The organism is Streptomyces sp. NBC_01381 (assembly GCF_026340305.1).
GTDB lineage: Bacteria > Actinomycetota > Actinomycetes > Streptomycetales > Streptomycetaceae > Streptomyces.
The window spans coordinates 4555102-4576116 of sequence record NZ_JAPEPI010000001.1; the positions used below are offsets into that span (position 1 = coordinate 4555102).

The window sequence follows — 21015 nt, forward strand, 5'->3', positions numbered from 1 at the left end:
ACCGGCGCCTGCCGGGTCAGGGACGCGCGGCAGGGGCGAACTTCTTGCGCCAGGCCAGCGACACGTACACGAGGCCGATCAGGACCGGCACTTCGATGAGCGGGCCTACGACGCCCGACAGGGCCTGGCCGGATGTGACGCCGAAGGTGGCGATGGCGACCGCGATGGCCAGCTCGAAGTTGTTGCCGGCGGCCGTGAAGGCGAGCGTGGCCGTGCGGTCGTAGGCGAGGCCGAGTCCCTTGCCCAGCAGGAACGTTCCGAAGAACATCACGGCGAAGTAGACAAGCAGCGGCAGCGCGATGCGGATGACGTCCACCGGCTGTGAAGTGATCGTCTTTCCCTGCAGGGCGAAGAGGATGACGATGGTGAAGAGCAGCCCGTAGAGCGCCCAAGGGCCGATCCGGGGAAGGAAGTTGGACTCGTAGCGTTCGCGTCCCAGCTTCTTCTCTCCGATACGCCGGGTCAGGAAGCCTGCGAGCAGAGGCACGCCCAGGAAGATGACGACGTTCAGCGCGATCTTCCCCATCGAGATGTCGAGCTGCTCGCCGTCGCCGAGGCCGAGCCAACCCGGCAGCAGATCGAGGTAGAACCAGCCGAGCAGGCCGAACGCGATGACCTGGAACACGGAGTTGAGGGCCACGAGTACGGCGGCGGCCTCGCGGTCGCCGCAGGCCAGGTCGTTCCAGATGATGACCATCGCGATGCAGCGGGCGAGCCCGACGATGATCAGGCCGGTGCGGTACTCGGGCAGGTCCGGCAGGAAGATCCACGCGAGGGCGAACATGACGGCTGGGCCGACGATCCAGTTGACGACCAGCGAGGACGCCATGAGCCTGCGGTCGCCGGTCACGGCGTCGAGCTTGTCGTAGCGGACCTTTGCCAGGACCGGATACATCATGATCAGCAAGCCGATCGCGATGGGCAGCGAGATGCCGCCGATCTCGACCTCGGCGAGGGTGTCGTTCAGGCCCGGGATCAGGCGGCCGAGGCCGATTCCCACGGCCATGGCGAGCAGGATCCACACCGCGAGGTAGCGGTCGAGCGTGGAGAGCTTGGCGACGATCGAGGTGTCGTCGTCACCGCGGGGCGGCGTGCTGGTGACGGGGTCGGTCGCGGTCATCAGCAGGCGCGCTTTCGGTTGGACTCGACCGTCGTACGGGCGGTGGCCGCGAGCTCGCTGAACGAACCGGCGAGCGCTTCGATGACCTCGGGCTTCACCTTGTAGTACGTGAAGCGCCCGCAGGGCTCGGTCTCCACGACCCCGGCCTCGCGCAGCACCTTCAGGTGATTGGAGAGGTTGGTCTGCTTGGCGCCGGTCTCCTCGACCAGGTGCGTCGTGCAGAGCGTCTCGTGGGCGAGCAGGGTCACGATCTGGAGCCTGAGCGGGTCGGCGAGCACCCGGATCAGGTCAGTGTCGACTGACGTCATCATGGGCTGATACTTTCACATCAGTGGCCGGTGATGCCATCCCCGTCGTGAGAGAGAGCCCCTGATGCCCGAGAAGCCCTCCGTCCTGTTCGTGTGCGTCCACAACGCGGGCCGCTCGCAGATGGCGGCCGCGTGGCTGACCCACCTCGCCGGGGACCGTGTCGAGGTCCGGTCCGCGGGCTCCGCCCCGGGCAAGGAGGTGAACCCCGCCGCGGTCGAGGCCATGCGCGAGGTCGGCATCGACATCTCCGCGGAGACCCCGAAGATCCTCACCGTGGACGCGGTCAAGGAGTCGGACGTCTGCATCACCATGGGCTGCGGCGACACCTGCCCGGTCTTCCCCGGCAAGCGCTACCTCGACTGGACGCTCGAGGATCCGGCGGGCCAGGGCGTCGAGGCCGTACGCCCGATCCGTGACGAGATCAAGGACCTGGTGGAAGGGCTGATCGCGGAGATCGCTCCGAAGCGGACGCCTTGAGCAACAGACGCCTTGAGCAGCAGACGCCTTGAGCAGTAGCCGCCGTGAGCCGGCTGTTCCGTATGAGTAATGGGGCAGTTGGTGTTCTTCGGCGTGTTTTCCGTGCGGACTTCTGGTATTCACGCCTGGGATCAACTGCCGCCCGCGAACTCGCGTTCGCTGCGCAGGACATCGCGTACTCGACCGAGGAGTTCTCGTGGCCCCAGCACGCCGTCCGCTCGGAACCACCGTCAAGGCGTCGGTGATCGCCCTCGCCGCCGCGGGGTTCATCGCCCCCGGTGTCGTCGCCGCCCCGTTCACGGACACCGCGGCCGCCGTATCCCCTGCCGCGGTGCCGCCGCCCCTCGCGGGCTGGCAGCACGACCGGCTCGCCTCCGGGGTCGACCTCTACCAGGGGACTATCGCCGGCCGTCCGGGCGCCGACCACTGGACGGTCACGGTGCGCGCGAACGGCGCCCAACTCGGCGCCGAGCAGGACGCTCAGGCGCTGGCGGAGCGGCTGCGAGGGGTCGGCTTCGGCGCGCGCACCGAGCGGGTCGACTGGCCCGCGGGGGCTGATCGCAGCGGGCTGATCGGCGTGCGGATCCGGGTGGGCGAGTTCGCGGCCCGCGCCGATGCCGACGCCCAGCGGCAGGCGCTCGCCGCCGCGGGCTTCGACGCGGTCAGCGAGTGGACCGGCGCCGACGGCACCCCCGGCACGGGAACCGCCCGGGTCAAGGTGGCACTCGTCGACCCGAAGCGGTACGGCGGCGCACTGAAGGCGACCTACGGCACGGCGGTCGCAGGCCGGGAGAAGGTGTCCGACATGGCGGCGGGCGAGGACGCCCTGCTCGGCATCAACGCGGGCTTCTTCGTCATGGAGGGCAAGGACGGCGTGCCGGGAGCGTCGGCCGGGATCGCCGCGTACGACGGTGAGTTGCAGAGCGCGGCCACCGGCGGCCGGGTCGCCGCCGTGCTGCGCGGCGACGGCCTGCGCCCGGAATTCAAGAAGCTCAGCACCGTGCTCCGGGTCCGGTCGGGCAAGGCGTCCGCGGTCGTGGACGGGGTCAACCGCGTGCCCGGCCTGGTGCGCAACTGCGGTGGCGTGGGCGGGGACGCGCCGACCCAGCGGCCGCAGCACGACGTGACCTGCACCGACCCCGACGAGATCGTCGAGTTCACCGACGAGCTCGGCACCGCGACCCCGGCAGGTGCAGGCCTGGAGGCGGTCATCGACGCGAAAGGCCGGGTGCGGGAACTGCGCCCGCGCGGCGGGGACGTACCGGAGGGCGGCAGCGTACTCGCGGGCATCGGCGACGGTGCCTCCTGGCTGCGTACGCACGCGAAGCCGGGCGGCGTCCTGACCGTGCAGCGGCAGATCAGGGACGAGCGCGGCCGCGCGGTCGAGCTGGGCCCGCACGACGACATCGTCAACGGCGGCCCCGAGCTGGTGCGCGACGGCAAGGTGGCCGTGAACTACGGCGCCGACGGCATCGAGCGGGTCGGCGACCGTTCGTTCGCGTACGCCTGGGGCCTCAAGCGCAATCCGCGCGCGCTCCTGGGCGTCGACCGGCAGGGCCGCATGATCGTCGTCGCCGTGGACGGCCGGCAGCCCGGCAGCAGCGACGGGTTCGGGCTCAACGAAGGCGCGGAGCTGATGAAGTCGCTCGGCGCGGTGCGTGCCATGGCGCTGGACGGCGGCGGCTCTGTCGCCATGACGGTGAACGGCAAGGTGATCAACTCGCCGTCGGACGGCACCGAGCGCGCGGTGGGCGACGCGCTGCTGCTCTCGCGCTGACCGATCTGACGCGCTACCGGACGGGGACGTGGCGCGGCCCGCGCACCAACAGGCCGGGCCGGTAAGGGAGTTGCTCCGGATCGACGGTCAGCTGAAGCTCGGGGAACGCGTCGAAGAGCCGGGGCAGGGCGATGGCGGCTTCTAGGCGGGCGAGGCGTGACCCGACGCAGAAGTGGGGGCCGTGGCCGAATGCGGTGTGTGGGGCGGCACGGGGGCTTGCGGGACACGTGGGGGTCGCCGCATCGGCCCTCGGGTTGGGGAGGGGGGTGGTCGAGCTTGTCGCCGTACCGGGCCTCGCGCCCGGCAGGGCGGTCGCCGAACCGGCCCCCGCCTGAGCGGCCCCCGCCCCCGCCCCCGCATCGGCCCCCGGAGCGGCAGCCGCACCTGTCACTGCCCCCGCCCCCGCCAGGTACCGCTCCGGCCGGAAGGCGTCCGGATCCGGGAAGTGGCGGGGATCGCGGCTGGCCGCGGCGAGCACGGCGAGGACGGACGCGCCCGCGGGTATGACCGTGCCCCCGCCGAGGTCCACCTCCTCGGTGGTCCGCCGCCAGGTCGTGCCCTCCAGCGGGCTTGCGTGCCGCAGCGTCTCCTCGACGACGGCCGGCCAGCGCGCGGGGGCATGGCGTGCGGCGGCCAGTTCCTCGGGGTGGGTGAGCAGCAGCAGGGACGCCGAAGCGAGCAGGTTCATGGTCGTCTCGTAACCCGCGAACAGGAGCAGGAACGCCATGGCGAGCAGCTCGCCGTCGTCGAGCCCGCCCTCCGTCGCGTCGTGCGTCAGGGCGCTGAACAGGTCAGGCCCCGGCGCACGTCGCTTACGGGCGATCAGCTCGGTGAAGTAGGCGTGCAGGGAGGTCCACGCCGCGTCCACCGCGCCGGGCGTCAGCGCGTCGGCGGGCGAGCCGACCCGGTAGGTCCAGTCCCGCAGGTCCGCCCGGTCGGCCTCCGGCACCCCGAGCACCTCGCCGATCACCAGGACGGGCAGCGGGAAGGCGAACGCGTCCACGAGGTCCACGCTGCCGTCGCGCCGCAGCCGCTCCGCGACGTCGGCCAGCAGACCGGAGGTCAGCTCCTCGATCCGCGGCCGCAGCGCGTCGACGCGGCGCGGCGTGAACGCGGCGGCGGTCAGCCTGCGCAGCCGGGTGTGATCAGGGGCGTCGGAGTTGAGCATGTGGCGGGCCAGGCACGCGCGGGCCTGCCGCGCGGGGGATTCGGCCTTCGGCCTGCCGGCGTCCGGCGCCGGCACGTTCGAGAAGCGCGGGTCGGCGAGGACGGCCCGCGCCTCCTCGTACCCGGTGACGAGCCAGGCGTACGTACCGTTGGCCAGCGGCACGCGCGCTGCGGGCCCTCGGCCGCGCAGCCGCGCATAGTACGGATACGGGTCGCGCGCGAAGGCGGGATCCGCCGGGTCCAAAGGGGCCAGGACGTCTGTGCCGTCCACACCGTCCATGCCGTCTACACCGTCTATGCCGTCTACACCGTCTGCAACGATCACCCGCTCATCCTCGCCGGACCGGGCCCGCCGCAGGGGGGCTGCCCATGGCCAGGAACCGGGCGCCGTACCTGTCGGGTCCGGACAACAACCCGGCAGGTGCGGACGACAAGGGCAGGGCGGAACCCTCCTGCACGGGGCCCCATTGGGCTACAAAGAGACGGTGAACCAGTCGTCCAATGATCTGAGCGGAACCGTTAGCGGTCCGGTCGTCCAGGCGGGCCACGTAGGGCAGTTGCACATCGCGCCCGCCGCGCCCGCCGTGCCGACCGCGCTCGCGGGCCTGCCCCCGGACGTGCCCGAGTTCACGGGCCGGGACACGGCCCTGGAGACAGTCACCGCCGCGCTGCGCCCCGACTCCGCCTCCTCCCCGCTCGTGGTGTCCACGCTGGCCGGCACGGCGGGCATCGGAAAGACCGCCCTCGCGGTGCGCGCCGCACACGGCGCCGTGGCGGCGGGCTGGTTCCCCGGCGGCGTGCTCTTCATCAACCTTCAGGGGTACGACACCGACCGCGCCGTGGGGCCCGACATCGCGCTGTCCGTGTTCCTGAGCGCCCTCGGCGTCCCCGACGAACTCTTCCCGCCCACCTTCGACGGCCGCCTCTCCCTCTACCGCTCGAAACTCGCGGAGATCGCAGCGCGGCACGGCGCGGTCCTGGTGTTCCTCGACAACGCCTCGTCGACCGAGCAGATCGGCCCGCTGCTGCCCGCCGCGTCGACGCACCGGGTCCTCGTCACCAGCCGCCACACCCTCGGCGATCTGCCGGGTTCGCGCATCGTGGACGTCGGCGTGCTGGAACCGGCCGAGGCCGCCGCGCTGATCAGCCGCACGCTCCGCACCCGCCGCCCCGGCGACACCCGGGCCCAGGACGAACCCGACGCAGTGCGCGATCTCGCCGCGCTCTGCGGGCACCTCCCGCTTGCGCTCGCCGTCGTCGCCTCGATCCTGGCGGGCGACCCGGACCAGTCGGTCGGCGAACTCACCGCGGCACTGCACGACCGTGCGACCCGTCTGGAAGAGCTGACGTACGGGCAACGCCGTTCCGTCGCCGCCGCCTTCGAGCTTTCGTACGCGCGCCTCGCCCCCGACGAGGCGAGGACGTTCCGGCTGCTCTCGCTCAACCTCGGGCAGCAGGTGAGCGTGGCGGCCGCCGCCGCGCTCACCGGCGGGTCCGTGCCCCGCGCGCGGAAACAGCTGCGCGCCCTGCGCGACGCCCACATGATCGAGCCGGGCGAACCGCACGGCTGGGTGCGCTTCCACGACCTGCTGCGTCTGTTCGCCGAGTGGCGCCGTCAGGAGGAGGACGACGAGGCGAGCGTCGAGAGCGCCGTCGACGGGCTGCTCGTCCACTACCGGGACAGCGCGCGCGACGCCGTCGAGCGGCTGGTCATGGCGGCGCGGGCGGGAGAGAGCGACGAGGCCACGGAGGACTGGCTGGACACGGAGCGGCTCAACCTGCGCTCGGCGCTGCACCTCGCCCAGCTGCACGGCCGGTCCGCGGTGGTCCTGCCGCTGGCTCACAACGTCAGCTGGCTCCTGCGCCGCCGGCAGGACTGGCGCGCAGGCCTTGAGGTGTGCGAGATGGCGGTGGGGTTCGCCCGCGCGGGCAAGGACCGCGCGCAACTGGCGCTCGCCCTCTACAACAAGGGTGACTTCCTCAAGCACAAGCAGGACTATGGCCGGGCGTCGACCGTCTTCGCCGAGGCGCTTGACGGCTACCGGCAGCTCGGCGACCGGACCGGCGAGGCGAGGACCCTGCACAGCATGGGCACGGTGGCCCGGCGCGACCACCGGTACGCGGAAGCGGTGCGGCACTACTCCGCGGCCCTGCCGCTGTTCCGCGCGACAGATGACCAACAGGCCACTGCCCACACGCTGTTCAACATCGGACACGCGGCCAGGGGGCAGGGCGACCAGGAGCTGGCGGAGGACCGCTACCGGCAGGCGCTCGACGCGTACCAGCAGGCCGGCCATCTGATCGGCCGGGCCCGCACCCTGCACCGGCTCGGTCTGCTCGCCGCCGCCACGGGCCGGCCGGACCTGGCCCGCGACTACTGGGAGCAGGCAGGGACGGCGTACGAAGCGGCAGGACATGGCGACTGCTGCGGCCAGAAGGTGCGTGCCCTGCTCCCCGGCTGACCGACTCCCTCACCTGCGAGGACGGCTAGGATCGCGGGAAATCGGCACGAATGACAGGGAAAAAGAGAACAGTGCGCGCAATGGGGAGGGGCATCGTGACGGCGGCCGTGGGGGCGGCGCTCACGATGATGGCCGCGGGATGCGGCGGCGACGGCGGATCCGACCGCGGTGACGACGCAGCCCACGGCAAGGGCAGGGAGAACAAGAGCGACGCGCGGACCGACGCGCGGGCCGTGCTGCTCGCGGCGGCGAAGAAGACCGGTGCGCAGGCCTCGTACAAGACGGTCCAGACGGGACAGGGCGGCTCGGACCGGTCCGAGATGCTCTACCAGCGCAAGCCCGCCGCCACGGTCATCAAGGCCGAGGTGACGAAGTCCGCGGCCAACCCGGACGGCATCAGCCACATGCTGTCGCTCGGCGGCACCACGTATGTGAAGACGGACAAGGTGCCCGGCAAGAGCTGGTACAGCATGGACGTCGGCGGCGGTGGCGGCGCCCCGCGCGCGGCCGGTTACGTCCCCGAGTTCGCCGGTGCGCTCGCCGCGACGAAGTCCACGAAGTGGATCGCCGAGGAGAAGATCGCCGGGCGCCCCGCCGACCACTACCGCGGCACGGTCGTGCTCAGGGAACTCGCCGAGTACACCGGCGCCGCCCTCGACAAGGACCTCCGCGAGGCCTATGTCGAGGGCGCGGAGAAGCAGGGGATGAAGTCCGTCGTCATCGACATGTGGGTCGGCAAGGACGATCTCGTCCTCAAGTCCCGCGAGACCGGCGAGGGTTCCAAGGGCCGCGAGGTCATCAACGAGGAGTACTCGCAGTTCGGGGCCGTACCGAAGATCGCCGCACCGGCGGCCGGAACGGTCGCCACCTGGGACGAGTTCATCTCGGCGCAGGCGACGCCGTGACGGGTCGGCCCGGTCGCGCGGGTGGTATTGAGGAGCCATGACGGTCCCTCACCGGCCGGCGGCCTCGCGGGAGATCCCCGAGGTCGCCTTCGCCGCCCCGGCCGGCACCCCCGCTCCGGTGGAGGTGCTCTCGCTCGCCGCCCTGCGCGAGCGGGCCCGCGGCAGGCCCTTGCAGCTCATGCGGCAGCCGCAGCGACCGGACTTCCACCATCTGCTCACCGTGAGCGCGGGCTCGCTTGAGCACATGGTCGACTTCACCGGATACGTCCTCGAACCGGGCGCCTGGCTGTGGGTGCGGCCCGGGCAGGTCCACCAGTGGGGCGACCTCGACGGGGCCGAGGGCACCGTCGTCTTTTTCGAGCGGGGGTTCCTCGACCCCGCGACCGTCGTCGCCGCCGGGGCCGACGACGCGTACGCCCCGGCCGTGCGGCTGCCGGCCGGTGACGACGCCGAGGGGCTGCGGGTCGCCATCGCCCACCTGGAGCGCGAGTTCCGCGCGCTGCGCCAACTGCCCCTCGAGATCCATGTCGCGGTGCTCCGGCATCTGCTCGGCGTACTCGTGCTGCGCGTCGCCCATGTGTCCGTGCCCGGCAGCGCGGCCCCGGAGCCGGGGGAGACCTTCCTGCGCTTCCGGGACGCGGTGGAGCGCGACTTCACCCGCAGCAGACGGCTCGACGACTACGCCCATGCCCTCGGCTACTCCCCGCGCACCCTCTCGCGCGCCACCCTCGCCGGCGCCGGGATCGGGGCGAAGGAGTTCATCGACCGCCGGGTGATCCTGGAGGCCAAGCGGCTGCTCGCGCACAGCGATCAGTCGGCGGCACGGATCGCCGACCGGCTCGGCTTCTCCAGCGCCACCAACTTCAGCAAGTTCTTCCACAAGCGCACCGGCCAGACGCCGATCGACTTCCGCGGAGCCATGCGGGGGCGCGGGCCGCGTCATCCGTAGCGTTCGGACTCCGGCCTGTCGGATTTTGACCATACGGCGTCCGTAGTACACCTCGCTCACCTGCGTAAACGCCCGTAGCGTCGTAGGTGCAGACGGAAACAGGAACTCCGAGAAAAGCGAGAAGAACTCATGCGCATCCTCCTCTTCGGCGCCACCGGCATGGTCGGCTCCCGCATCGCGGCCGAGGCCCTGTCCCGCGGCCACGAAGTCACCGCCGTCAGCCGCTCCGGCAAGCCGGTCGGCGACGCCACCTCCGTCACCGGCGACGCATCCGACGCGGCCAAGGTCGCCGAACTGGCCGCCGGTCACGACGCCGTGGCGTCGGCGCTCGCCCCGCCGCGCGACGGCTCCGCGCCGGCCGCGCCCTTCCTCGCCGCCAACGCGGCGGTCGTCGACGGCGTACGCACCAGCGGGGTCAACCGCCTGGTCGTCGTCGGCGGCGCCGGCAGCCTGGAGGTCGCCCCCGGCAAGGACCTCGTCGACGAGCCGGACTTCCCGGACCTGTACAAGGCGGAGAGCCTGGCCCAGCGCGATGCCCTCGGGTACTACCGCACCGTGAACGACATCGACTGGACCTACATCTCCCCGGCCGCCCTCATCGAGCCCGGCGAGCGCACCGGCACCTTCCGCATCGGCGGCGACCGGCTCCTGGCCGACGCCGAGGGGAACAGCCGGATCACTGCCGAGGACTACGCGATCGCCTTCGTCGACGAGCTGGAGAAGACGGCCCACCCGCGCGCCCGCATCGGCGTCGCGTACTGAACGAGCGGGTCAGGTCCGTGCGGTGGGCCTGACCCGCACATGCACGCGCTCGCCCTGGGCGCCGTACAGGGCGAGGAACTCGACGGGGTGGTCGCCCGCGTTGGCGAAGCCGTGCGGGGTCCGCGTGTCGAACTCCGCCGCCTCGCCCGCCGTGAGGACCAGATCGTGCTCGCCCAGGGCGAGCAGCAGCCGGCCGGAGAGTACGTACAGCCACTCGTACCCCTCGTGCGAGCCCTGCTCGGGGCGGGTGCCGCTCCGCGCGTCCTTGTCGACGGGCATGACCTGCTTGTAGGCGTGCATGCCGCCCAGATGCCGGGTCAGCGGCACCCATGTCTTGCCCTGGCGGGTGAACGGGCGCGGGTGGATGCGCGGGTCGCCGGTGGCGGGTGCGCCGACCAGTTCGTCGAGCGGCACGCCGTGCGCCCTGGCCAGCGGCAGCAGGTGCTTGAGGGTCGGCTCGCGCTGCCCGCTTTCCAGCCGGGAGAGCGTGCTCAGGGAGATCCCGGTCTCCTCGCTGAGCCGGGCCAGCGTGGTCCCGCGTGCGGTGCGCAGCGCCCGCAGCCGTGGCCCGACGGCGGTCAGGACCTGCGAGAGATCGTCGTCGCTCATCTCTCCATTTGCCGCCTCGGCAAAGAACTTTGTCAAGGCGCTCCGGGCGCGCGCACGGTGGGCACCGGCGGTGAACGGCACCGTCCACCGCCCACCGAAGGAGCGCAGCGATGACCGACCTCACCACCGCATCGGCCGAAGAGTTCTGGGACGACCGCTACCGCGACAGCGACCGGATGTGGAGCGGCGAGCCCAACGCGTCCCTGGTCCGCGAGACCGCGGGCCTGACGCCCGGCAGCGCCCTCGATCTGGGCTGTGGCGAGGGCGGCGACGCGATCTGGCTGGCCCGGCAGGGCTGGCGCGTCACCGCGACCGACGTCTCCCGCGTCGCCCTCGACCGCGCGGCCGGCCACGCGGGACGGGCCGGTGTCGCCGAGCGGATCGACTGGCAGCGCCACGATCTCGCCGCTTCCTTCCCTGCGGGCTCCTTCGACCTGGTCTCCGCGCACTTCCTGCACTCCCTCGTCGAGATGCCCCGCGAGCAGATCCTGCGCAACGCCGCCGGAGCGGTCGCGCCGGGCGGCGTCCTGCTGGTCGTCGGCCACGAGGGGTTCCCCTCCTGGGAGCCGGGCCCGCACCCCGAGGTGCACTTCCCCACGCCGTGGGAGGTCCTCGCCTCCCTCGCCCTGGTGGCCGGGGCGTGGGACGTGCTCGTCAGCGACACCTACGAGCACCACCTCACCGCGCCCGACGGGCAGCCGTCCGTCCGGACGAACAACACCCTCGCGGTGCGCCGCCGAGCAGTCTGATCCGGCCCTTCCCGCCAGGTCCGCGCGGCGTCGGCCGGTCCCACTGACCGCCTCCTGTCGCACCCGGTCTCCCGGCCTGGCTCGTGCGGGTGGAACCTGCCCCCGTCGTATTGCTCCGGCTCCCGGCTCTCCCCATACTGCTGGCATCGGGGGAGGGCGGGTCGTGCTGGCCGCCCAGTGATGACGCCCGCTCCCGGGTGGGGGTGGGACATGAGCGTCCACAGTGGCAGCCCGGAAAGGGCACCGTCGGGGGACCGGCGGACCGGCGCGCGAGAGGCCCTGAGCATGCTCGCCCGTACGGCGACGGCGGGCGGTGCGGAGGAACTCGGCGGGACCCTGGACACCGCGGCACGGCGCCTCGCGGAGCCGATGCGGCTCGCGGTCGCGGGTCAGCTCAAACGCGGAAAGTCGACCCTGGTCAACGCGCTGCTCGGCGAAGAGGTCGTGGCGGTGGGGCAGTTGGAGACGACGTTCAACGTCACCGAGTTCCACCACGCGGCGCGCCCCCGGTTGACCGTGCACTACAAGGGGGACCGCCCGCCCCGCGAGGTCTCGCCCGACGAACTGGCACGTCTGTCCGTGCGGGACGCCGCATCGCTCGACACCCTGCGGGGCATCCGCAAGCTGGCGGCCGGGTGGCCCAATGAGCTGCTCAAGGCCTTCCACCTGGTGGACACCCCCGGTCTGGCCAGCGTGCACCGCACCGACGCGGCCAACGCCGCCGCCTTCCTCGGCATCCAGGACCCCGCCGCTCAGGAGGAGAGCCAGGAGGTGCTCGACGCCATCGGGCGGGACGCGCAGGAGGTGCACGACGACAGCGTGGCCGAACTCGACCGTGCGGACGCCGTGTTGTTCCTGTTCACCCGGGCCCTCGGCAGGGCCGACATCCAGGTCGTCGAGGAGTTCGTCGGTGCGCATCAGAGCGCGGTCAACGGCCTGCGGGCGTTCGGCGTGCTCACCCGCTGCGACCAGTTCTGGCCGCCGTCGGCGGACCTGCCGGGACAGCCCGACCCTTTGGAGTACGACCCGCTGGATGCCGGACGCGAGATCCTGGCCGGCTATCTGGGGCGCCCCGCGCTGCGTGCCGCCTTCCACACGGTGCTCCCGGTCGCGGGACTGACCGGCCTCGGCGCGCAGACCCTGACCGACGACGAGTACGTGTCCCTGGTGAAGCTCGCCGACAGCGACGCCCAGGTCCTGGTGAACCGGTTGCGCAGCGAGCGCAGGTTCGCCCGGCAGCCGTACGAGGATCTGCCCGTCCCGCCGGAGGAGCGTGCCCGGCTGCTGCACCGGCTCGGCGCATGGGGTGTGCACCGCGCGTGCGTCCTGATCCGCCGGGGCACGGACCTCGACGACGTACGCGGGACCCTGCTCGCGGACAGCGGCGTGGCGGCGCTGCGTGACCTGATCGTCGAGCACTTCGGCAACCGCTCCGGGCTGATCAAACTCGACTCCGCGCTGCGCCTGGCCACCGCTTCCGTCCACCGGTCGCGTGCCCTGCCCCGCGACCGGGCCCACGGCTTCGCGTTCGCCGAGACGGTGAACACCGTCGGCGCCGCCCTGGAACGCTTCCGGCTCAGCGATCCGGGCCCCGCCGAGATCGCCCTGCTCACCGGCCTGTACCGGGGCGACTTCGACTTCACGGACGCCGAGCGCGACGAGGTGCTGCTGGTCACGGGGGAGCGGGGACGGTCGGCCCGGGCCCGGCTCGGCCTTGCCCCGGACGCACCCCTGTCCGCGTTCCGCACCGCCCTCGCGGAGCTGCGGGCGGCCTGGCGGGTGCGCGTCGACGACCCGTTCCACGCGCCGCCCACCGTTCTCGCCGCGCGCACCGTGCTGCGTACGTACGACCGGATCGCCGACCGCGTGGCGTCGGCGGAGCGGCTGCTGTTCCACGACACCGACTGAACGTCTGCGTTCCAACGGCCCATGAAGAACGGCCCATGAAGGAGGCCGAGATGACACGGCGACACCCCTGGTGGGACCCGCGCTCGTGGTGGAACCGATGGCGAGGTCTCATGCCTCGGAGGCGGGGTGCGGAACCGGACGCCGCGCGGGAGGCGGCGTCCGAGCCGCAGTCGGAACGGGCCCCCGAGCCGCAGGCGGTGCGGGCCCCCGCGCAGGCTCCCCAACAGGTTCCCGAGCCCGCTCACGCGACGCAGGCCGCCATGAAGGTCGAGCCCGCTCACGCCCAGGCCGTCATGAAAGCCGAGACGGCTCCCGAACCGCCGCCCCCCGGCCCGGTGTTGACCGCCGCTCCGGTCGCCGAGGCCGACGGGGAGGGGCCGCTGCCCGTCGTGTCCGGCCTGATCGACGTCCTGGACCGCGTCGCGGTCCTGCGCGGGCGGCCCGCAGGCGTGCCGCTCGACGCCTCCGTGCTCGACTGGCTGGAGCAGTCCGTCCTGCGGATGCTCGCCGACTGCGACGTGCGGCCGTACGAAGGGGAGGGCGAACTCGACCCGCAGCGCCACGAGTCGGTGCTCTCCGAGCCCGCACCCAGGCCCGAACTGATCAACCACGTCGCGACCAATCTGCGCCCCGGCTATCTCTGGCGCACCGAACCGGTGCGTCCTGCCCAGGTCACCGTCTACGTGGCCGCGAAGCGAGGAGCCGGCGATGACTGACCCCCAGCCGCTGCGGGCCCGCGCCAAGACCCTGTTCACGGACGCCGAACAGACCCTGCGCGCCGACCCGGAGGTGGGGCGGGAGCCGCTGCGCCGCCTCGAAGAGCACCGCGCCACGCTGGAGGGCCTGCAGTACCACGTGGTCGTCTGCGGCGAGTACAAGCGCGGCAAGTCGAGCCTGCTCAACGCACTGATCGGCCGGCCGGGCCTGTTCCCCGTCGACGTGCACGTGGCGACCAACACCGTCTCCACCCTGGAGTACGGCCACGAAGAGCGGGCCACCGCCTATCTCGCACCGGAAGGGGAGGGCGAGGAACTCACCGCGGTGGACGTGCCGTTGGCCGAACTGCGCGACTACGTCACCGAGCAGAAGAACGAGCAGAACGTACGCAACGTCCACCTCGTCCGCATCCAGCTGCCGCTCGACCCGCTGCGCACCGGCCTCGTCATGGTCGACACGCCGGGCGTCGGCAGCATGAACCTCGCCCATGACGCGGCAACGCACGCGTTCCTCGGGCAGGCCGACGCGCTGATCTTCGTCGGTGATCTGGTGGTCACCTTCAGCACCGACGAACTCGCCTTCCTGGAACGGGCGTTGGCCAAGTGCCCGACCGTGATCACGGTGCTCACCCGCAGCGACCAGGTGGTCGACCCCGACCCCTCGCTGCGGGCCGCACGCCGCAAGATCGCCGATGTGACCGGGCGCGCCGAAGCCGACCTCGTCGTGCTGCCCGTGTCATCGCCGCTGCGCGCCTCCGCCTGGCAGTCGGGCGACGTCGAGATGCTCGCCGACTCCGGCTTTCCCGACCTGGAGAAGGAGCTGTGGGACGGCCTGGTGACGCGGGTGGGCCGGCAGCGGGTCGCGCGCTGCGCCGTGGGTCTGGCCGACGCCCTGACCGCCGCCCGCGCGCCCATCGACCTGGCCCTGGAGAGCCGCTCCGACGCGGAGATCGAGCGGTTCGACCAGGAGCTGGCCCGCCGCGCCGAGCTTGCGGCGGACCTCCAGGCGCGCAGCGCGCACTGGCGCACGGAGCTGCCCCGGGTGTTCCACGACGAGACCCGGCGGATCAAACGGGGGCTCCAGGGCATCTTCGAGGCCGCCTGCCAGGACTTCTCCGCGGCCGCCGCGATGGTGACCGATCCGGGTCAACTCGACGGCACCGTACGGGAGATCGGGCGGCTCTTGGTGGACGGGGTCGAGGTGGCGATGGACCAGCTGCGCAGCGCCGCACGCCAGGTGCAGCAGGCCTTCGCCGCCCAGACCCAAGTCCCCTACCAGCCCGCCAGTTTCAGCGTGGGCGGGTTCACTCCGGCGCTGCACGGCGTCAGCGCGTCCCCGCCGGAACTCGACGCGGGATCGGGGCAGCCGGCCCACCATCTGAGCAACACCTGGCGGTCGGCCATCGCCGGTGCCGGGCTCGGCGGAGTGATCGGCGGCATGATCGGCGCGGTCGGCGGGCCGCCGGGCATCGCCGTCGGCGCGGCGCTCGGCGGGCTCCTCGGCAAGGTCGTGGGCGCCATCACCGGCTGGTCCGACTCGCGGCGCGCGGAGCGCGAGCGCGCCGAGCAGCAGCGCAAGGAGTGGTCCAGGGAGGCGGTCCGCGCCCTCACCTCCGGGACGCTGGCGCAGATCAGGGCCAACGAGGCACGCGCGCTCGCCGCGTTCGACGACGCGGCGCGGGAGATCTCACGGCTCCTCGTCGCCGACATCGAGCGCGGCATCGAAGAGGCAAGGGAGTCCCTGGAACGCTCCCGCAGGGAAGTGGAGGAGCAGCGCAGGCGCAGCGAGGCCGAACAGCGCGCACGGCGGGCGGAGCTGACGGAGCGCAGGGACGGCTACACCCGACTCATCGAATCGGCACAGGAGTTGGCGGACCTGGCGGGTGGGCCATGAGCGGCGCGGCACCCGGGCCCGTGCACGGGATCGACTTCGGTACGTCCACGTCCGCGCTCCTCATCGGACGCCCTGACGGCACGGTGACAGGGGTCAAGGACCCCGCCGCACCGCACGCCGGTCTGTCCATCAGGACCGCCGTGTGCCCCACACCGCGCGGTGAACTGGCCGTCGGACAGGCCGCGTTCGCGATCCGCATGGCCAACCCGGTCGAGTACCACGCCGAGTTCAAGCGGCACTTCGGCGAGTCGGTGCCGCTCCTCGTGGCGGGCCGCGCACGGCAGCCGCACGAGCTGACCGGCGAGATGCTCTCGTTCCTGCGCTCCTGCGGGCTCAAACAGGTCCCCGAGGAACCGCGGGCCGTGGTGATCACCGTCCCGGCGAGCTGGGAGGCGGGCAACCGCGAGCTGATGCTGGAGGTCGCCGAGGCCGCCGGATATCAGCGGTCGACCGTACGCCTGGTCACCGAACCGGTGGCGGCGCTCGCGCACGCCTTCGCGGAACACCGCCCCGAGGACCGGCACTGCTTCCTCGTGTACGACCTGGGCGGTGGCACCTTCGACGTGGCGGTCGCGCGCAGCGCCGGCGCGGAGTTCGAGCTGGCCGGGGCGCCCGGCGGCCTCGCGGACGTCGGCGGCGGCGCCTTCGACCGGGAGATCCTGCGCTGGCTCTCCACGCGCTTCCCCGAAGTGGTGCGCACCGCCCTGGAGGCCCCCGCGCAGAACGGATACGCCCTCCTGGAGCGGCTGCAGATGCTCTCCCAGTGCCAGACGCTCAAGCACCAGCTCTCCGTGGTGAACGACCACACCGAGTACTTCGCGGCCGACGGCGGATTCGTGCCGGTGACCATGGACAGCGGTGAGCTCGCGGAGCTGCTCGGCCCCTTCCTCGAACGCACCCTCACGGAGTGCGAGCGCACGCTCGCCGCCGCGGGGCTCGGCTGGGCGGACGTCGACGCGGTCGTGCCCGTCGGCGGCAGCAGCCGGCTGCGCGCGGTGGGCGGGGCCCTGTCGGACCGGTCGCGGCGGACCGTGCGGCTGCTGCCCGACCCGGACCTCGCGGTGGCCGGCGGCGCGGTGCTGCTCGCCCGGCGGGTCCTCGCCGAGGGGGAGCTGCCGCCGGGGCTCGCGCCCGGCGACCCGGTGGCGCGGCAGCTGCGCGCCGGACTGAACCACGACCTCATCGCGCTCGTACGCAGGCAAGCGCGCTAGCGAACCAACATCCCGACCGACCCGGAAGCGAACATCCCGACCGACCCGGAAGGAGTGGTCCCCATGGCCACCTTCAGCGACACCTGGCGTCAGCTGCTGCACGACTACGCGCGCGAGAAGGACTACCGCTATCAGGTCAGCGGTGACACGCGCCTGCTGCAGTTCTCCGTGGACAACCCCGGCCGCGACAGCGTCACGCTCCTCGTGGCGGACATCGGCGAGATGGTGCACTTCTCGATGACCGACAGCGGCTTCATCCCCAAGGACAAGGTGCCGCTGGCCGTGGCGGCGGTGAACCAGTACAACCAGGAGCACCTGCTGCCCAAGGCGTATGTGTACGAGAACGACAGCGGGCAGAGCGACCTGCACGGCGGCTGGACGCTGCCGGGCATGCTGACGGTCACCCCCGCGCAGTTCTCCGAGATCATGGACTGGGCGCTGAGCGTGTGTCTGGAGCTCTTCGACTGGCTGCACGAGCACTACGGACTGTGATCGAGCCAGTACAACAGGGCCGCTTCGTGGAAGAGGGCGATCAGGAGATATCTTGATGTCGAGCAATGTTGCAGACGTGGAGCGGAGCACCGGTGACTGACTCGACCATCATCTACACCCACACTGACGAGGCCCCGGCCCTGGCGACGTATTCGTTCTTGCCGGTGATCGAGGCCTACGCCTCGACGGCCGGGGTCAATGTGGAGAGCCGTGACATCTCCCTGGCGGGGCGCATCATCGCCCTCTTCCCCGAGTTCCTCGAGGAGAGCCAGCGCATCGACGACGCCCTGGCCGAGCTCGGCGAGCTGGCCAAGACGCCCGGCGCGAACATCATCAAGCTGCCGAACGTCTCGGCCTCGATCCCGCAGCTGAAGGCGGCCGTCGCCGAGCTGCAGTCGCAGGGCTACGCGCTGCCGAACTACCCGGACGACCCGAAGACCGACGCGGAGAAGGACATCCGCGCCCGGTACGACAAGGTCAAGGGCAGCGCCGTGAACCCGGTCCTGCGCGAGGGCAACTCCGACCGCCGCGCCCCCGCGTCGGTCAAGAACTACGCCAAGGCGCACCCGCACCGCATGGGCGCCTGGACGGCCGAATCGAAGACGAACGTCGCCACCATGGGCGCCGACGACTTCCGCTCCACCGAGAAGTCCACGACGATCACCGACGCCGGTTCGCTGCGCATCGAGTTCACGGGTGAGGACGGCGCGACCACCGTCCTGCGCGAGTCCGTACCGGTCCTCGCGGGCGAGGTCGTCGACGCGTCCGTGCTGCGCGTGGCCGCGCTGCGCGAGTTCCTCAGCGCGCAGATCGCCAAGGCCAAGGCCGACGGCGTGCTGTTCTCCGTGCACCTCAAGGCCACGATGATGAAGGTCTCCGACCCGATCATCTTCGGTCACGTCGTGCGCGCCTTCTTCCCGAAGACCTTCGCCGCGTACGGCGAGACGCTCGCGGCCGCGGGCCTGAGCCCGAACGACGGCCTCGGCGGCATCCTCAACGGCCTCGACGCCCTGCCCGACGGCGCGAAGATCAAGGCGTCCTTCGAGGCCGAGATCGCCGAGGGCCCCGAGCTCGCGATGGTCGACTCCGACAAGGGCATCACCAACCTGCACGTGCCGTCCGACGTCATCGTCGACGCCTCGATGCCCGCGATGATCCGTACGTCCGGCCACATGTGGGGCCCGGACGGCGGCGAGGCCGACACCCTGGCCGTGCTGCCCGACAGCAGCTACTCCGGCGTGTACCAGGTCGTCATCGACGACTGCCGCGCCCACGGCGCCTTCGACCCGGCCACCATGGGCTCGGTGCCCAACGTCGGCCTGATGGCGCAGAAGGCCGAGGAGTACGGCAGCCACGACAAGACCTTCGAGATCGCCGCCGCCGGTACGGTGCGCGCGCTCGACGAGGCCGGCAACGTCGTCCTGGAGCAGACCGTCGCCCCCGGTGACATCTTCCGCATGTGCCAGGCCAAGGACGCGCCGATCCGCGACTGGGTCAAGCTCGCCGTCTCCCGCGCCCGCGCGACCGGTGACCCGGCCGTGTTCTGGCTCGACGAGAACCGCGCGCACGACGCGCAGCTCATCGAGAAGGTCAAGGCGTACCTCCCGGAGCACGACACCGAGGGCCTGCAGATCGAGATCATGTCGCCGGTCGAGGCGACCAAGTTCTCCCTGGAGCGCATCCGCCGCGGCGAGAACACCATCTCGGTCACCGGCAACGTACTGCGCGACTACCTGACGGACCTGTTCCCGATCCTCGAGCTCGGCACCAGCGCCAAGATGCTCTCGATCGTCCCGCTGATGAACGGCGGCGGCCTCTTCGAGACGGGCGCCGGCGGCTCCGCGCCGAAGCACGTCCAGCAGCTGGTCAAGGAGAACTACCTGCGCTGGGACAGTCTTGGTGAGTTCCTCGCCCTTGCGTCCAGCTTCGAGCACCTGGCGCAGACGACGGACAACGCGCGTGCCCAGATCCTGGCCGACACGCTCGACCGCGCGACCGCCTCGTTCCTGGAGAACGACAAGTCGCCGAGCCGTCGCCTCGGTGGCATCGACAACCGCGGCAGCCACTTCTACCTGGCCCTGTACTGGGCCCAGGAGCTGGCCAAGCAGACCGCCGACGCGCAGCTCGCCGAGGCGTTCGGCCCGCTGGCCAAGACGCTGGCCGAGCAGGAGCAGACGATCGTCGACGAGCTGATCGCGGTCCAGGGCTCGCCGGCCGACATCGGCGGCTACTACCAGCCCGACCCGGCCAAGGCGGCGTCCGTGATGCGCCCGTCGGCCACGCTGAACAAGGCCCTCGCCATCCTCGGCTGAGCGCCTTCCGCCTGAACCGACGCCGCCCCGGCCGCACTTGTGCGGCCGGGGCGGCGTCGTATGTCACTGCTGCGAGGTCTAACCGAAGGCCACCGAGCGGATCTTGTTGTCGAAGCCGATGGAAGACAGATCGGCCACGTCGCCGTTGATCACCTTGGACGTGCCCTTGCAGTCGGCGCCGGTCCAGAGCTTCATCGAACCGCTCACCGAGATGGACGACGTCACCTCGGGGCGTGCCACGTTCTGGCAGCCCGCACCGGCGACGCCCTGCGCGGGCCCGTTGTCCGAGAAGTTGGCGTCGTCGAAGAGGATCGCGCTGCTCGCGGGCGCCGCCTGCGCGGCGTCCGGCGTCTCGGCGGGCGCGGCATCGGCGGGCACGCCGGACTTCTGGCCGCCTGGCTGGACGCCGAACCAAGTGCCGCCCACGCCCTGCCCGTTGGTGTCGCCGGGCTTGAGGTCCTTGCTGAAGCGGTACACCGGCCAGCCGCCGACGGTGACCTGACGGGTGCCGTCGTCACGCTTGACCACACCGACGTCCGACGGCCGTACGCCGTCGACGAAGATCTTGCTCCCGGGGTCGACGAGGACCGGCGGCCAGGTGGTCGCGCAGGCGCCGTTACAGGTGGACTTGGAGGGCGACGCGGTGTCCTTGTCGAAGCGGTAGAGGGTGAAGCCGGAGCCGTTGACGACGACCGGGTCGAGCGCGCCGGCCTTGGCCGCCGACAGCTGGACCCACTTGCGCTGCACCGGCTTCGTCGCGGGCTTGCCGGGCGGGTTCGCCCAGTCGCCGGTCTTCTTGGGCGCGTCGTTCTGCGCGGCCGTACCGGACTTGAGCGCGAGGTCCATGGAACCGTCGGCCGCGGGTGCGGAGTTGGAGGACTTCGCGTCCGGGGCCTTCGCGGCGTCTGATCCGTCATCGCCGCCGCCACAGGCGGAGAGCAGCAGGGCTCCTGCCGCGGCGAAGGAGGCGAAGAAGGCGGTGTTCTTGCTGAGCATCGGAGTTCTCCTCGAGTCGTTGCCTTGGTTGCTCCGCGCTGTTCGGCGCGTTCGTAGCGTGAGTACGGGCGTCTGACTCCTCCGCACTCATCGAATTTCCGACCGAGACCAAACCGAGACAATGTCCAGACTGGGATCCATTCGAGGAACACCACGCGCCACACGCGCCACCGTCCTGTACCGCTGCCATTCCCTATTTC

The 21015-nt window shown here is 71.7% G+C and carries 18 protein-coding genes; 13 read left to right on the forward strand and 5 right to left on the reverse strand.

The features are described from left to right. Window positions 1-16 precede the first annotated feature (16 nt). Together arsB and OG453_RS21250 are read right to left on the reverse strand one after the other, a co-directional pair. Window positions 17-1120 carry an ACR3 family arsenite efflux transporter gene (gene arsB / locus OG453_RS21245; protein WP_266869565.1) on the reverse strand — a complete coding sequence of 368 codons (1104 nt, stop codon included), beginning with the start codon at window positions 1118-1120 and terminating at the stop codon, window positions 17-19. Continuing rightward, window positions 1120-1431 (reverse strand): helix-turn-helix transcriptional regulator, encoded by a 312-nt coding sequence (locus tag OG453_RS21250; protein WP_266869567.1) that lies wholly within the window; start codon window positions 1429-1431, stop codon window positions 1120-1122. The genes arsB and OG453_RS21250 overlap by 1 nt, the downstream gene beginning before the upstream one ends. Window positions 1432-1492: 61 nt before the next feature. Here OG453_RS21250 and OG453_RS21255 point away from each other — a divergent pair, with 61 nt between their 5' ends. Further along, window positions 1493-1906 carry an arsenate reductase ArsC gene (locus OG453_RS21255; RefSeq protein ID WP_266869568.1) on the forward strand — a complete coding sequence of 138 codons (414 nt, stop codon included), beginning with the start codon at window positions 1493-1495 and terminating at the stop codon, window positions 1904-1906. Window positions 1907-2102: 196 nt separating this feature from the next. Continuing rightward, window positions 2103-3683 (forward strand): phosphodiester glycosidase family protein, encoded by a 1581-nt coding sequence (locus OG453_RS21260; protein WP_266869569.1) that lies wholly within the window; start codon window positions 2103-2105, stop codon window positions 3681-3683. A 13-nt stretch (window positions 3684-3696) separates the two neighbouring features. Here OG453_RS21260 and OG453_RS21265 read toward each other — a convergent pair whose 3' ends face one another. Continuing rightward, window positions 3697-5175 carry a cytochrome P450 gene (locus OG453_RS21265; protein ID WP_266869570.1) on the reverse strand — a complete coding sequence of 493 codons (1479 nt, stop codon included), beginning with the start codon at window positions 5173-5175 and terminating at the stop codon, window positions 3697-3699. A 160-nt stretch (window positions 5176-5335) separates the two neighbouring features. On the opposite strand from OG453_RS21265, the gene OG453_RS21270 reads away from it, so the two are divergent. The 4 genes from OG453_RS21270 (at window position 5336) to OG453_RS21285 (ending at window position 9928) form a co-directional block, all read left to right on the forward strand. Further along, window positions 5336-7312 carry a tetratricopeptide repeat protein gene (locus tag OG453_RS21270; protein WP_266869571.1) on the forward strand — a complete coding sequence of 659 codons (1977 nt, stop codon included), beginning with the start codon at window positions 5336-5338 and terminating at the stop codon, window positions 7310-7312. 80 nt (window positions 7313-7392) lie between these two features. Further along, window positions 7393-8217 (forward strand): hypothetical protein, encoded by an 825-nt coding sequence (locus OG453_RS21275; protein ID WP_266869572.1) that lies wholly within the window; start codon window positions 7393-7395, stop codon window positions 8215-8217. Between the two features lie 37 nt (window positions 8218-8254). Beyond that, window positions 8255-9166 (forward strand): AraC family transcriptional regulator, encoded by a 912-nt coding sequence (locus OG453_RS21280; RefSeq protein ID WP_266869573.1) that lies wholly within the window; start codon window positions 8255-8257, stop codon window positions 9164-9166. Between the two features lie 129 nt (window positions 9167-9295). Further along, a complete protein-coding gene (locus OG453_RS21285) occupies window positions 9296-9928 on the forward strand; it encodes an NAD(P)-dependent oxidoreductase (protein WP_266869575.1) in 633 nt (210 codons plus the stop codon). A gap of 9 nt (window positions 9929-9937) precedes the next feature. Here the strand turns inward: OG453_RS21285 and OG453_RS21290 are convergent, their stop codons facing one another. Beyond that, the gene (locus tag OG453_RS21290; protein WP_266869576.1) at window positions 9938-10537 is read right to left on the reverse strand and encodes a helix-turn-helix domain-containing protein; all 600 of its coding nucleotides are present in this window, start codon (window positions 10535-10537) and stop codon (window positions 9938-9940) included. A 110-nt stretch (window positions 10538-10647) separates the two neighbouring features. Between OG453_RS21290 and OG453_RS21295 the strand changes: the two genes are divergently transcribed. The 7 genes from OG453_RS21295 (at window position 10648) to OG453_RS21325 (ending at window position 19819) form a co-directional block, all read left to right on the forward strand. Further along, window positions 10648-11286 carry a bifunctional 2-polyprenyl-6-hydroxyphenol methylase/3-demethylubiquinol 3-O-methyltransferase UbiG gene (locus tag OG453_RS21295; RefSeq protein WP_266869577.1) on the forward strand — a complete coding sequence of 213 codons (639 nt, stop codon included), beginning with the start codon at window positions 10648-10650 and terminating at the stop codon, window positions 11284-11286. A 210-nt stretch (window positions 11287-11496) separates the two neighbouring features. Next, complete coding sequence (locus OG453_RS21300; protein WP_266869578.1) at window positions 11497-13194, forward strand: dynamin family protein; 1698 nt, start codon at window positions 11497-11499, stop codon at window positions 13192-13194. A gap of 110 nt (window positions 13195-13304) precedes the next feature. Continuing rightward, on the forward strand, window positions 13305-13910 hold the full coding sequence (locus OG453_RS21305) for a hypothetical protein (RefSeq protein WP_266869579.1): 606 nt from the start codon (window positions 13305-13307) through the stop codon (window positions 13908-13910). Then, window positions 13903-15804 carry a dynamin family protein gene (locus OG453_RS21310; RefSeq protein WP_266869580.1) on the forward strand — a complete coding sequence of 634 codons (1902 nt, stop codon included), beginning with the start codon at window positions 13903-13905 and terminating at the stop codon, window positions 15802-15804. Before OG453_RS21305 ends, OG453_RS21310 begins: the two co-directional genes overlap by 8 nt. After that, window positions 15801-17015, forward strand: a complete 1215-nt coding sequence (locus tag OG453_RS21315; protein WP_266869582.1) for an Hsp70 family protein — start codon at window positions 15801-15803, stop codon at window positions 17013-17015. The genes OG453_RS21310 and OG453_RS21315 overlap by 4 nt, the downstream gene beginning before the upstream one ends. Window positions 17016-17078: 63 nt before the next feature. After that, the gene (locus tag OG453_RS21320) at window positions 17079-17507 is read left to right on the forward strand and encodes a YbjN domain-containing protein (protein WP_266869583.1); all 429 of its coding nucleotides are present in this window, start codon (window positions 17079-17081) and stop codon (window positions 17505-17507) included. 92 nt (window positions 17508-17599) lie between these two features. Then, window positions 17600-19819: an NADP-dependent isocitrate dehydrogenase gene (locus OG453_RS21325; RefSeq protein ID WP_266869584.1), complete on the forward strand. Its 2220-nt coding sequence runs from the start codon at window positions 17600-17602 to the stop codon at window positions 19817-19819. A 78-nt stretch (window positions 19820-19897) separates the two neighbouring features. Here OG453_RS21325 and OG453_RS21330 read toward each other — a convergent pair whose 3' ends face one another. Beyond that, entirely contained in the window at window positions 19898-20815 is a 918-nt protein-coding gene (locus OG453_RS21330) for a hypothetical protein (RefSeq protein WP_266869585.1), read from the reverse strand. Between the last annotated feature and the right edge of the window lie 200 nt (window positions 20816-21015).